10 protein-coding genes and 2 pseudogenes are annotated in these 12,762 nt (G+C 37.2%); 1 reads left to right on the top strand and 11 read right to left on the bottom strand.

All coding sequences use genetic code 11. The features are described from left to right. Window positions 1–269: 269 nt before the first annotated feature. The 11 genes and pseudogenes from ACWA5Z_RS11265 to ssb all read right to left on the bottom strand — a co-directional run bounded on the left by ACWA5Z_RS11265 (window position 270) and on the right by ssb (window position 9,760). Window positions 270–1,100, bottom strand: a complete 831-nt coding sequence (locus tag ACWA5Z_RS11265; protein ID WP_431052423.1) for a DUF6602 domain-containing protein — start codon at window positions 1,098–1,100, stop codon at window positions 270–272. After that, entirely contained in the window at window positions 1,093–1,554 is a 462-nt protein-coding gene (locus tag ACWA5Z_RS11260) for a Mov34/MPN/PAD-1 family protein (protein ID WP_431052421.1), read from the bottom strand. The genes ACWA5Z_RS11265 and ACWA5Z_RS11260 overlap by 8 nt, the downstream gene beginning before the upstream one ends. Further along, window positions 1,554–3,200, bottom strand: a complete 1,647-nt coding sequence (locus tag ACWA5Z_RS11255) for a ThiF family adenylyltransferase (RefSeq protein WP_431052419.1) — start codon at window positions 3,198–3,200, stop codon at window positions 1,554–1,556. The genes ACWA5Z_RS11260 and ACWA5Z_RS11255 overlap by 1 nt, the downstream gene beginning before the upstream one ends. A 1-nt stretch (window position 3,201) precedes the next feature. After that, window positions 3,202–4,134 carry an SMODS domain-containing nucleotidyltransferase gene (locus ACWA5Z_RS11250; protein WP_431052417.1) on the bottom strand — a complete coding sequence of 311 codons (933 nt, stop codon included), beginning with the start codon at window positions 4,132–4,134 and terminating at the stop codon, window positions 3,202–3,204. 278 nt (window positions 4,135–4,412) lie between these two features. Further along, a pseudogene (locus tag ACWA5Z_RS11245) lies at window positions 4,413–5,524 on the bottom strand (ISAs1 family transposase). A gap of 334 nt (window positions 5,525–5,858) precedes the next feature. Further along, window positions 5,859–6,259: pseudogene (locus ACWA5Z_RS11240) on the bottom strand (hypothetical protein). Between the two features lies 1 nt (window position 6,260). Beyond that, complete coding sequence (locus ACWA5Z_RS11235) at window positions 6,261–6,887, bottom strand: hypothetical protein (protein WP_431052415.1); 627 nt, start codon at window positions 6,885–6,887, stop codon at window positions 6,261–6,263. A 121-nt stretch (window positions 6,888–7,008) separates the two neighbouring features. Beyond that, the gene (locus ACWA5Z_RS11230; protein ID WP_431052414.1) at window positions 7,009–7,569 is read right to left on the bottom strand and encodes a hypothetical protein; all 561 of its coding nucleotides are present in this window, start codon (window positions 7,567–7,569) and stop codon (window positions 7,009–7,011) included. Window positions 7,570–7,676: 107 nt separating this feature from the next. Then, a complete protein-coding gene (locus ACWA5Z_RS11225) occupies window positions 7,677–7,832 on the bottom strand; it encodes a hypothetical protein (protein WP_431052412.1) in 156 nt (51 codons plus the stop codon). Next, the gene (locus ACWA5Z_RS11220) at window positions 7,822–8,775 is read right to left on the bottom strand and encodes a site-specific integrase (protein WP_431052410.1); all 954 of its coding nucleotides are present in this window, start codon (window positions 8,773–8,775) and stop codon (window positions 7,822–7,824) included. The genes ACWA5Z_RS11225 and ACWA5Z_RS11220 overlap by 11 nt, the downstream gene beginning before the upstream one ends. Before the next feature lie 475 nt (window positions 8,776–9,250). Then, window positions 9,251–9,760, bottom strand: a complete 510-nt coding sequence (gene ssb / locus ACWA5Z_RS11215; RefSeq protein ID WP_431052408.1) for a single-stranded DNA-binding protein — start codon at window positions 9,758–9,760, stop codon at window positions 9,251–9,253. A 159-nt stretch (window positions 9,761–9,919) separates the two neighbouring features. Here ssb and uvrA point away from each other — a divergent pair, with 159 nt between their 5' ends. Further along, window positions 9,920–12,757 carry an excinuclease ABC subunit UvrA gene (gene uvrA, locus ACWA5Z_RS11210; protein ID WP_431052407.1) on the top strand — a complete coding sequence of 946 codons (2,838 nt, stop codon included), beginning with the start codon at window positions 9,920–9,922 and terminating at the stop codon, window positions 12,755–12,757. Window positions 12,758–12,762 lie beyond the last annotated feature (5 nt).

Here is a 12,762-nt window from a genome sequence, read left to right as displayed (position 1 = left end):
CAAATAGTTAAATTAAATTTTGGTTTTTATATTATAAGTAATGTAAAAATAAAGTGTAAGGGTTAGATTTTATTTTGGGGATATCTAACAAATTTGTCACTGTTTTTGCTATCACTTTTGTAATTCCCCCTAAAATAGCACAATTTCATAGTAGAATATTTACAATAAATCTGGAGAAAAACACCGTTTTTAGGGTTAGAGACGGTGTTCTTTTATTCAAGAATAATTATTTCATAAGACAAAAGACTCATAATAATCAAGAATTTCGCTTAAATTTCACTATCAAGTTTTTCATTAATCGTATTCATATATGCCTGTAAGTTAATAGCAGGCACTGTTCCGATTGCTTGTTGCAAATAACGAGTTAATTGCATAAAGAAAGTGATTAATGAATTTTCGGGCTGACTAAATACTAATGATTGAAAAGTTCGATTCTGATAATAATCACGAATGCGTTTTCCAAAATCTTTTTTCTCATTGGTATCTTCTTCCCCTTGATATTGCACAAAGAAACTACCATAATCCACAATACAGCCCAAATCAATCCTCTCTAAATCAGCTAAAGATTTGATATGATTCTCAATGGTATTATTATTATTATGTGTGAAGGAATTGGTGGTGGTTAAAATCCCACCAATGATTTTTGTTAGTGGGCGGGCAGGTAACTTTTGCCCAGAATTAATCATGGATGTTGATGTACGATCTAATTTTCTGACACTGGCAATTTTTTGACCTGCATACTGAATATAATTAGTATTATTAACATTTCCCTGAATATCAGGTTTAACTTCAAAAACAGCATAAACCCCTTCAGCTGGAATGTATTTAAAGCCATTTTGATTAAAAATAAATGGTGTAAACCAATTATCATAAATGACAATATCAATTTGGTCGCTGGTATTTCCGTGATAATCAATCACGATTGCTTTATCTACACTATAACGATTTGGCAAATAATTTTGTAACCATTCAATCCAAGCATTTTCTAAGGCATCGCCTTTTGATCCTGGATGATGGATAAATTCACGATTGGTATTTAATTGGCTTTGCATTTGTCCTTGCATACCACGAAACAAGGCTGATAAATCAACATCACTCATAAACAACTAACCTATCTTCATCAAAAATAAAAAAATTAAAATCTAATAATTTATTACTAGAAATACTCAAAATAAGTAGCACGGGATTATGGAGCTGAACTGTATTACAAGAAACAATATTATTCATCGCTTGTAAATCCGTTAAACTATACCACGCTGATGCATTGGGATGGCTATGCCATTCACCTATATAATATAACCCAGTTTCTTGAAATATTTTTTCAAAATTATGAATTTTTATATTTAATTCACGCCTAAATTCCACAGGCGAGCTGACGTATTTATCAACCAATAAAAAATATTTGATATGCAACCTAGTAAAATCATTAGAGTAATAACCTAAAAGAAACCCACCATATTCACTTGGATAATGATGAATTGCTATTTTTGCCATTTGCTCAACGATTTGACGGTCAAAATCTAATTGAAGGTTTTTGTATTTTTTAACAATCATTAAAACCTCTCAACCTTTAAATTGAGATTATCATCATATTGAATAGTAAAATGTTGATAATTATTCTCTTGAATCATTAGGTTAATTGTTCTTAATGATAACTGAACCATAATGGCAATATCATTATAGGATGCTTTAAAAGTTGGATTCCAACAACCAATAGGATTATATAAATCCAAAACGTCATTCTTCAAAATTTTATCAAACTGATGTCTAATAAATTGGTAATGATTGGGTGAAATGCCACAAGTCAACACTTTTGCATGATTTGTTATGGATAAATTAAATATAGTGCTGGTTAAATTTAGCTTATCTGTAATATACATTAAATCATCATCAGTGGAGCAATCAAAAATATAATCAAATTCTGAAAGTTGCTTTGATAAATGATTAATATCTTCTGATGGAATATCAAATTTAATACATTCTGTTGCAAAATGACGAATAGAACTCACCTCAACAAAAGGAGAGATGCTCCATAAAATACCTGCTAATTCATCTGTTTTATTGGTATAAGGTGGCACAAAATTATATTCTGAACGACAAATGTTTTCTGGTTCTTTAATATCATAATCAGCAATAGTAATATTTGGACAACCGCCTCTAACAAGAGTCTTTGCGACTTGACTTCCAATTGCTCCCAATCCAATAATAAGCACTTTTTTATTGGTTAGATTTGGATGAAACGCACCTCGCCCAAAGAAGTAATTATAAGATGAATTTTTTGAAATAACCCAGCTTATTTGCTTATCGCAAAGTTCATACATGCCATTTTTATTTTTAAAAAATGGGTCTTTTAAATCAATTATGGCAACTTGCCAATGAATATTTTGATTTTTTGTATAGTATCCAATAAAAATAGGTATGTATTCTTGTTTAATGGTGCAAGTAATTTTCCAAATCTCACTTAACATTTCTTGGTTAAATATGGATTTAAACTCTTGCCAATTTGAAAATGAAAACCTGTCATAGATTGAGGGTTTATCTTCAATAAAGATATAAATTCCCGATAAGTCAGTTTTCTTATCTGAGTAAAACGACGACCATTGGCAATTTTTTTGGGTAAAATTATGTGTAAAAGATTGCACTAAATAATTATGCATATCCTTATCTTGATATTTTGATGTTGTTAAGTAAGTATTGGTAACAATGCCAATCTCATTTTGAGAAAATAACTTATCAGTATCAGTATCAGTATCAGTATCAGTATCAGTAAATTGAAATGAGAAATATACTCCATTATAAGTATGATTTGCTGTAATTAGATGTTCATAATGCTCATCTTTTTCTTGGTTAATAACATATTTAATAATCCATTGTTTGATGGCTTGAAAATCCTGATGTAATTTTTTTTGAAAAATGATGCAATGCTGATTATGAAAACAAATAGCATTATTTGACATTACATGGCTAAATTTTTTATATTCATCATCTTTTAAGTAAAAACAAATAGATTCACAATCATCAATTTTTAATGGGTAGGCTGGATAGATAATGACATTAAAATCAATTGGTTTGTCTAATCCTTCAAAATCAAAAGTAATATCAAAATTTACCCGCTCTTTTGAAAATGAAAGAGCAGATAAATTCTCAATGTATGGAATAGACTGAATAGCTTGCTCTAATTCAATTTGAGAAAATTTCATATCAACCAAATCTTTGTGAAACTGGAGGTGTTGAAACTAAAACTGAACTTTTAAGACTATAAGCCTTATTTTCACTCTTATTATCTTCGGTAAATTTTTCATTTAATGGAAGATAAAACTCTATTTGTTTCTCATTTAATTCTATTTGTGCCAATATGGATTCTAATCTACGAACGAGTACACTTTTTTCTCCGCTATCTAAGGATAATGCTAAATCATTATTGCTATTTCCAGGATCTTTGAGTGTAAACCTCTCGCTTTGAATATTATCAATAATATAATTTAAAACGGTTTTAAATTGTTCCCATAAACTACCCTGCGGAGATAATTTTTCATAAGCTTTAATCACCAATAATTCAATAAAAAAAGACTTGTATTTGTATTGATGACAAACTTTCCAAATTTTTAGCAAGCGAATGACTTTTCTTTCATTTTCTTTGGCTTTAATATGTTCAATTTGAGCGTGGATATTGGTTTTAAGATAACCATCATTTTGTGTTTTATGTAGATTTAAATCCTTATATTCTGGAAAAGACTCTTGGCTAGTCTCTCTTGCAGGAACAACATCAATATTAATTTCATCTTCTTCATCAAAAGTTAAACCAATAGAAACCCCTTGTTTTTTCACGGTAGTTTCATCTTTATACTTTTCTGTTAGTTTTTCCAAAACATCTTCAAACATTTCTTCTAATGTTGAAAAAGCATTGCGTTTAAATGGTGCAACCAAATCCAAATCAAATTTGGTATTGATGGCTGTGTGTTTTTTATACGAGCCAGAATTAAATGGTTCATAAATTTTACTACCATATTGTTCATTTAAAAATTGCTTAATCTCATTTCGTTTCGTGCGATATGTTTTTATTAGCTCTTCAACATGTTTCATTCTGTAACTTTCCAGCACAGAGTTTAAGTAATCACTTTTATAGTCAGCCATAGTTAATTCTCATGAAATTTTCAGTACATAACAAATTATTTTGGGGAATGATGAACTCAAAATAATTTTTTTACTATATTGGGCCGTGCCTATGGAATTTCAAGCCTTAACTGATAATAAAGGATGGTTTTGATTAAAATATAATCTTAAATTATGCCCACCCATAAAAACTCTCAATTTTCCCAAATAGCTCAAATCCCTTATGATATCCTTTATTTACAATCTTAACCAAAACCATTAAGGACAACCCCAGGGCAACCGCGAACTTTGTCTAATAATCAACCAATAACACCAAACATCGGCTCTGACCTGAATTCATCTGACCAGCCCGCTGCTTTCAGCTTCATCCGCATACTCATTTTAGCCGGGTGAAGCCGCGATAAATTCAACGCAAAACGGCGCAATATCGCCATATTCTCCGCACCGTCATCCTTGCTTATCACACAAGCATCTTCCCGATAGACCATATCCAGCACCCAGTGCGCCTTATTCTCCACTTCCCAATGACCGCGAATACTGTATGATAATTGCTCCGCACTTGTCTTTAAGCTACTGATATAAAATGCCCTTTCCTCTTGTAGCTGACCGCTCTTTTTATCTTCCCGCCGCCGTTCAACACACACCACCGATTGAATCCCTGCCCACTGCGCCGATTCCGACAGCCAATCACTCACCGGCAATTGGCGGTAAGTCCGTTCGTCAATCCGGCTGCGTTCACAGTTGACCTCTTGGTAAACTTCAATCAAATCAGGCGTCTCACGCTCGATTTTATGAAAGTAGGCTTCGGCTTCTCGCGGAATAAACGATGGTTACGTTTTAACGCCATCACATAATGTCCTTTTTTTTCAATGATTTTCTCCGCAATTTTCTTTTGTGTGTTAATTGCATCGACTGAAATCACGGCATTTTTTAAGATTAACGCATCCAGTACCGCCAATACCCCCTGCTGCTCATTTTTCCAACCTGGCGACTTTTGTTGGGTCAAAATCAACCCCCAGGTTTTACTCCAAACGGTAATGCTGTGCAGCGCATGCTGCGTTTTCTCATCGATGCCGTGACGCAGCGTTTTGCCGTCAATCGCAATCTGCTCAACGCCTTGTGCCGCGCGGATTTCATTTACGAAATGAATAAAAATATCATTAAGTTGCACCGGAGAAAGACGACGAACGATACGCGCAATGGTATCATCGACCGGGATGCCGCGCTCAAAAGGTAAATATTGACGCAACCACGCCAAATGATATTCCCCGAACCATTTAATGTCCGTCCAACCTTCCGCTCCGGAAATGACGGCGCTCATGGTCAGAAAAATGATTTCAAGAAAAGGATATTTTTGGTTGATATCTTTACGCGGGTCTTCCAATTGACCGAAAAAGCGGAATAAGTCCATGACGTTACCTTGTATTTTAAAGTATTAAAGGCTTATTAGATCATATTTTGAGGAAAAGTGCGATCTTGCCCTGAGGACAACCCCTAATGGTTTGATTTATTTAATCCACAATAAAACTCTCAATGGCAATCGTCGTTATCTGAGGCTTAATCACCTCAACCTTGTTGAGCCTATTGTTCGTGCTTGTGGTTTAAATGGACGACCTACGAGAATGGTGAGCCCCGAAATTAGCCAAATTGATGTCAGGTAACACTGAAGGATAGAATTCCAAGAAGATAAGGATAATCTTTTTGAAAAATACCGTTTGAAATTTAGATTTCAAACGGTATATCTTTTACCGATGCTGGCGATTAACTGCAATAAGTGGTTTATTTAGCTTCTCTTCCGTCACCCCATTCATATATGCATTATACTGCCATACAATGAATTGTTGCTTGTATCGCTCATTGATTTCTTCCAAGCGTTCTACCTGAGCTTTCAAATTTTTTGTAGATAATCCATAGTCACATTTGGTATAGGATTAGCTTTTACGCTTTCTTTTATTCTTTGTTTTCGTCTAGTAAAGGCTTTTTGAATATCTGAATAATTTGCTAGAGACTGTCTTTCGATACTTTTAATATTCAGTAGTTCTGATACTTTATTACAAAGTAAATCCCATGTTAATTTTCCTTCCCAGGTATTAATTAATAAGATGATATCTTCTAAATTTTCTTCTGTAATAAGAATTTTGGGCATATTATAACTCCATTAATCTGTATAAATCATCATCTAATTTAGATGCTTCTTGTTTTTGTATACCTATATCCATTCCTTTCTCTAGCAAAGCTAATTTAGCAGGGGAAGGATCATATTCATCCGGCATTCGTAATAACGAACCATTTGGGATAGCCTTATTTTCTAAGAACTTAATTTTAGTTTTTATGTGTGTTAGTCTCCATCCCAAATTACTTATCCAACGATCTGCACCAAAAACACCTATTTTATGGTGTTCTTTAGCTTTATTAAATTGTTCAGTTATCTGGGTTTCTCGTTGCTTTAATATTTCCAAAGAGGATTCTAAACCCTTAATACAAACAAGCTCTTTACATGTTTCACAATCACCATGACGAGAACATGGAGACATCGCATAATCGTGTTCGCAAATGCCTATTTCTGTTACCGTTGCGATTCCAATTCTATCTTTTCCTAGGTCTTCATAGGTAACAGGAAGATTCAAATGAATTTTATCTAAGATTGAAATATCCTCAGGAATGAGTAAATCTCTAGCTGATTCACTTTTTTCTTCTTCTGTTCTGTGATCATAAGCTTTGTTATCTGCAACTCTTGCTCGCCCTGCCCAATTAGCTAAAGTTAACTCATCCATTCCACCTCGTTCAGCTTTTGTACTTAGCCAATGCCTTGCATTGTGTGATAGTAATCTTATAAATTCTCCTTTGGATGTACCTATACAATGCTTTTCCCATAACGATGTTTTAGGGTGAGTTTCAGATTGGTAATTTCATCTTATGACTAGAGATAAATGATTCACTTACTATCTCAAGTAATTTTTTGTATTGAAAATCTATAACGTTTAATAAGATTAAATATAGGTCTTCGGTTATTACTAATTTTTTAAATGTAGTTCTAAATAATCCACCTCTTTTTTTTGCACTAGGAATATTTAAATAGTAGTTCCATGTTCCTTGCGACATTTCTTTTTTTAGGTCTTCAAATTTTAAATGGCGTATTTGAATAGGTCTTCTAGCTGTAGCTTGTAGTAAGTGAATATATGCATATGCTTCAAATGAAATAAGATCTTCTTTCCAAAGTCTAGAGAGTTCAGCCATTAAAGCCAAAACTTCATTTTCAGTAAATGCTCCTGTATAAGGGCATCTCATTAATACCGATTTACCTTTATCATTTCCACTCAAAGTAAAACTTTCTAGCAGCGATACAACAGATTTATCAACTCCATAATAACCATATTCATGCCATGATAGTAAAAAACCTTTTAACGCTCCTAAATACCATTCATGATCTTTTCCTAATTTATTTTTCCAATTCAATATTATTGATACATTGATGTTCTTTAGATTAGTTGAAGTTACTAATCATTGAAACTGTTGATACATGTGAGATACATGATAACTTGAGTATTTTTCGGCATATATCGCTAATGTTTTTTGAATCCTTCTAATGTTTTTTTATTTATATTTAATATTGGCTGAGAAAAATTGATTGTTTTATCTTTACTTATATTCCAAGAGTTTTCATTTTCATCAAATGTATATCCATCTCTTGACTGTCTAAGAATTTTACTATGACTCATAAGTGTCAACCTTTTTATGAAACTCAGTTTGTAGTTCTAATAAGATTTTATTAGCTTTTTCTCGAATATAACGTTGATTGTAAACATTTCCAGATTTCTCTGACGTATGTCCCATAAGATGCTGCCTCATTTTTGCTTCTTTTTCAGGTGAAATAAAATCTTTATGAGAAGAATCATTATTTATATTTTGGTTATTTTTATCTATTTTTCGTGAAAAATCTAAGTTCCATTCATGACGAAAAATATGTGGATGAATTATAGAGAACTTAGAATCTACTTTTTTCATTGTTGGTACAATAATATTATCAAAGGAACTTGTATTAATTGGGCCTCCTTGAGTTTTTCCTTTTCGATGAGTTACAAATAAATATGGATGTTTATTAGCGTTAGGAATTTTAGAACGATGGTTCATAATATAGTCATCGATAAGCTGAGCTATCTTTTGTGAGATTGGTAAACGTCTTTCTTTAGTCTTAGTGACCGACTGTATCTTCCTTGTATCAGATTTATCATCATATGTTCGTCTAATTATAATTGAGGATTTAGTTGTTCCTATATCAATAGATGGAATTTGAATTGATAATAGTTCTCCCCTTCTAATTCCTAACTCTTTTAGTAAGGTGAACATTAAATGGTTTCTTTTTCTAATTCCGATATCTTTAAATGGATTATTGTGATTAGAAAAAACCGCAATAGACATAAATTCATCTAATAGTCCATCAGGTAACTCACTTTCTGGTTTTATAGATAATGTTTTATGATTTTTAGGTCTTGACTCTTTAATTAACGTAATTAGTTTCGTCAAATTTTCGATATATCCGTTAGATACACTAATTACTTTAGATAGAAATAATATGTATTCTGAAAGTGTTGTTAGTTTATTATATTGATGACTAAGAGATACAGAAGAATAAATATCAATAAATTGAGTTCTACCTTTCATTAACACACTTTTTTTGTATTGATTACATTTTTTTGCTTTTTTACATTTATTCTCATATGTCGAATAAGAGATTCTAACTGGTTTTCGGTTAATAGTATTTCTCTATGAATTAGATCACTAATAACAAGATTATTCTGTTTTTCCCAATTCATTATCCATTGTATAGCTCCTAGCTTATTTCTAATGGTGTTTACTGCGGATTGATTGCGTAGTTCCACAGTTACCCATAGAGTTGAATAAAAATCAGGAATACCAGTTTTCTCATTAACTAATAGAGGAAAACGTTCTCCATTCGAAAAAAGGGTTGTTTCTAACTTATACATAAATGATTAAATTTTACAAAAAAATATATATAAATACTATTAAATAAAATGAAACGCGTCAAACACAAATGTAAAAAAAAGAGAAACCTTGTCTAGTAAGGTTTCTCTTAGGGTTTTATAATTTATTTTTACAGAATTTATGTATATGGAATTCAAAACGGAATATCATCGTCAAAATCAATCGGCGGCTCTGGCTGCGACGTCGGTTTTTGTGCCGGGGCAGGGCGGGAAGCCGGAGCGGCGTAAGATTGTTGTTGTGGGGCACTTTGTTGTGGCGAATAGCCGCCGCTTTGTTGTGGCACATAACCGCCTTGTTGTGCGCGATCACCGCGCGAATCCAACATTTGCAGGCTGTCGCCTTGGATCTCGGTGGTGTAGCGGTCTTGTCCGTTTTGATCCTGCCATTTGCGCGTTCTCAATCTGCCTTCGACATAGACTTTGCTGCCTTTGTGCAGATATTCGCCGGCAATTTCGGCTAAACGGCGGTACAACACAATGCGGTGCCATTCGGTTACTTCGCGCATTTCGCCGGTATTTTTATCACGCCAAGATTCGCTGGTTGCCACGCTGATATTCGCAACCGCTTCGCCGTTCGGCATGGTACGGATTTCCGGTTCGTTACCTAAGTTGCCAACAATAATCACTTTATTTACGCCTGCCATAGTATCCTCTTCTTTTTATAGCTGGTTAGAATACGGTATATATTGCCTGAAAATCGCAAAAAAATCACCTTTTAAAATAAAAAAGATACTGGATATTTACACAGTTTTTTTATTTGTGCGATAATCGTTCCAATTTTACAAAACAATCGAGATAAATTTATGGACAAGATTGAGGTGCGCGGGGCGCGTACTCATAATTTAAAGAATATTGATTTGACCATTCCGCGCGATAAATTGGTGGTGATCACCGGTTTGTCGGGTTCGGGCAAGTCGTCGTTGGCATTTGACACCTTATATGCCGAAGGGCAACGGCGTTACGTCGAATCGTTGTCGGCTTATGCGCGCCAGTTTTTATCGTTGATGGAAAAGCCCGACGTCGATCATATCGAAGGGCTGTCGCCGGCGATTTCGATTGAGCAGAAATCGACCTCGCATAATCCGCGTTCGACCGTCGGCACGATTACCGAAATTTATGACTACCTGCGTTTGTTGTTCGCCCGTGTCGGCGAGCCGCGCTGTCCGACCCACGATGTGCCGTTGGCAGCGCAGACCATCAGCCAAATGGTGGATAAAGTATTGGAGTTGCCGGAAGGCTGCCGCATGATGTTGCTTGCGCCGGTGGTGAAAGAACGCAAAGGCGAACACGTGAAGCTGTTGGAAAATATTGCGGCACAAGGTTTTATCCGCGCGCGGATCGACGGCGAAATTTGCGATTTGTCTGATCCGCCGGCGTTGGAATTGCAAAAGAAACATACGATTGAAGTGGTGATTGATCGCTTCAAAGTGCGGTCAGATTTGGCAAGCCGTTTGGCGGAATCGTTTGAAACCGCACTTGAGCTGTCGGGCGGTACGGTGGTGGTGGCGCCAATGGCGGAAGAAGAGAATCAGATCGAAGAATTGTTGTTTTCTTCGAATTTTGCTTGTCCGCATTGCGGTTATTCGGTGGCGGAATTGGAGCCTCGCCTGTTTTCGTTCAATAATCCGGCAGGGGCGTGTCCGACCTGCGACGGCTTGGGCGTGCAGCAATATTTTGATGAAAGCCTAGTGATCCAAAATCCGTCTATTTCACTGGCAAACGGTGCGATTAAAGGTTGGGATCGCCGTAATTTTTACTATTTCCAAATGCTGTCGTCGCTCGCCAAACATTACCAATTCGATATCCAACAACCGTTTGAAGCACTGTCGCCGGCGATCCGCGAAGTGATTTTAAACGGTTCCGGCGACGAGGAAATCGAGTTTCAATATGTCAATGATCGCGGCGATATCACCTTGCGCCGTCATCCGTTTGAAGGCATTTTGAACAATATGGCGCGCCGTTACAAAGAGACCGAATCGACGGCGGTGCGTGAAGAATTGGCGAAAAATATCAGCAATCGTCCTTGCCAAGCCTGCGGCGGCTCACGCTTGCGCACCGAAGCGCGCCATGTGTTTATCGAGCAATTTAATTTGCCGAATGTGGCGGAGCGCAGTATCGGCAATGCGTTGAATTTCTTTGAAAATCTGCAATTGCATGGGCAACGGGCGCAAATTGCGGAAAAAATTTTGAAAGAGATCAAAGAGCGGTTGTCGTTTTTGGTCAATGTCGGTTTGAATTATCTCTCGCTGTCGCGTTCGGCGGAAACCCTGTCGGGCGGCGAAGCGCAGCGGATTCGCCTTGCCAGTCAAATCGGCGCAGGCTTGGTCGGCGTGATGTATGTGTTGGACGAACCGTCCATCGGCTTGCACCAACGCGATAACGAACGTTTGCTGAAAACCTTGATCCATTTGCGCGATTTGGGCAACACCGTGATCGTGGTCGAACATGACGAAGACGCAATTATGGCAGCCGATCATATTATCGACATCGGGCCGGGCGCAGGCGTGCACGGCGGCGAAATTGTCGCCAGCGGTACGGCACGGCAGTTAATGCAAAACCAAGCCTCGCTCACCGGCAAATATCTGTCCGGTGCGGAGAAAATTGAGATTCCGAAAAAGCGCACCAAAGTCAACAAAGAAAAATGGCTCAGTCTGAAAGGCGCGAGCGGTAACAACCTGAAAAATGTTAATTTGGATATTCCGGTCGGCTTGTTCACCTGTATTACCGGCGTATCCGGTTCGGGCAAATCGACGTTGATTAACGATACCCTGTTCCCATTGGCGCAGAACGCCTTGAACCGTGCCGACAATACCCATGTCGCACCGTATAAAAGCATTGACGGTTTGGGGCATTTCGACAAAGTGATCGACATCGATCAAAGCCCGATCGGGCGCACGCCGCGTTCCAATCCGGCGACGTATACCGGGTTGTTCACCCCGATTCGCGAGCTGTTTGCCGGCGTGCCGGAAGCGCGTGCGCGCGGTTATAATCCGGGACGGTTTAGTTTTAACGTGCGTGGCGGACGTTGCGAAGCCTGTCAGGGCGACGGCGTGATTAAAGTGGAAATGCACTTTTTGCCGGATGTGTATGTGCCGTGCGATCACTGTAAAGGCAAGCGTTACAATCGCGAAACCCTTGAAATTCGCTACAAAGGCAAAACCATTCATCAGATTTTAGAGATGACGGTGGAAGAGGGCTTGGAGTTTTTCGCCGCCGTGCCGATGATTGCGCGCAAACTGCAAACCTTAATGGACGTGGGCTTATCCTATATCCGTTTGGGGCAATCTTCGACCACGTTATCCGGCGGGGAGGCGCAGCGGGTTAAATTGGCAACCGAGTTGTCAAAACGCGATACCGGCAAAACCCTGTATATTCTGGACGAACCGACCACCGGCTTGCATTTTGCCGATATCAAACAGTTGTTGGGGGTATTACATCGCTTGCGCGATCAAGGCAATACCATTGTGGTGATCGAACATAATCTGGATGTGATCAAAACCGCCGATTGGATTATCGATCTCGGGCCGGAAGGGGGGGACGGCGGCGGTCAGATTATCGCTCAAGGCACACCGGAGCAGTTGGTCAAAAACGAAGAATCGCATACCGCAAGATTTTTAAAACCGATTTTGGCTAAAAAATAACGCAA

The organism is Testudinibacter sp. P80/BLE/0925, from assembly GCF_053570785.1.
The sequence above is the reverse complement of the archived record's forward strand: the minus strand, read 5'-3'. Positions and strand labels throughout refer to the sequence as shown.

Excerpts from the sequence above, each read along its gene's own strand:
- ACWA5Z_RS11265 (WP_431052423.1), bottom strand. The coding sequence starts at position 1,100 with ATGAGTGATGTTGATTTATCAGCCTTGTTTCGTGGTATGCAAGGACAA.
- ACWA5Z_RS11260 (WP_431052421.1), bottom strand. The coding sequence starts at position 1,554 with ATGATTGTTAAAAAATACAAAAACCTTCAATTAGATTTTGACCGTCAA.
- ACWA5Z_RS11255 (WP_431052419.1), bottom strand. The coding sequence starts at position 3,200 with ATGAAATTTTCTCAAATTGAATTAGAGCAAGCTATTCAGTCTATTCCA.
- ACWA5Z_RS11250 (WP_431052417.1), bottom strand. The coding sequence starts at position 4,134 with ATGGCTGACTATAAAAGTGATTACTTAAACTCTGTGCTGGAAAGTTAC.
- ACWA5Z_RS11235 (WP_431052415.1), bottom strand. The coding sequence starts at position 6,887 with ATGGATGAGTTAACTTTAGCTAATTGGGCAGGGCGAGCAAGAGTTGCA.
- ACWA5Z_RS11225 (WP_431052412.1), bottom strand. The coding sequence starts at position 7,832 with ATGAGTCATAGTAAAATTCTTAGACAGTCAAGAGATGGATATACATTT.
- ACWA5Z_RS11220 (WP_431052410.1), bottom strand. The coding sequence starts at position 8,775 with ATGAAAGGTAGAACTCAATTTATTGATATTTATTCTTCTGTATCTCTT.
- ssb (WP_431052408.1), bottom strand. The coding sequence starts at position 9,760 with ATGGCAGGCGTAAATAAAGTGATTATTGTTGGCAACTTAGGTAACGAA.
- uvrA (WP_431052407.1), top strand. The coding sequence starts at position 9,920 with ATGGACAAGATTGAGGTGCGCGGGGCGCGTACTCATAATTTAAAGAAT.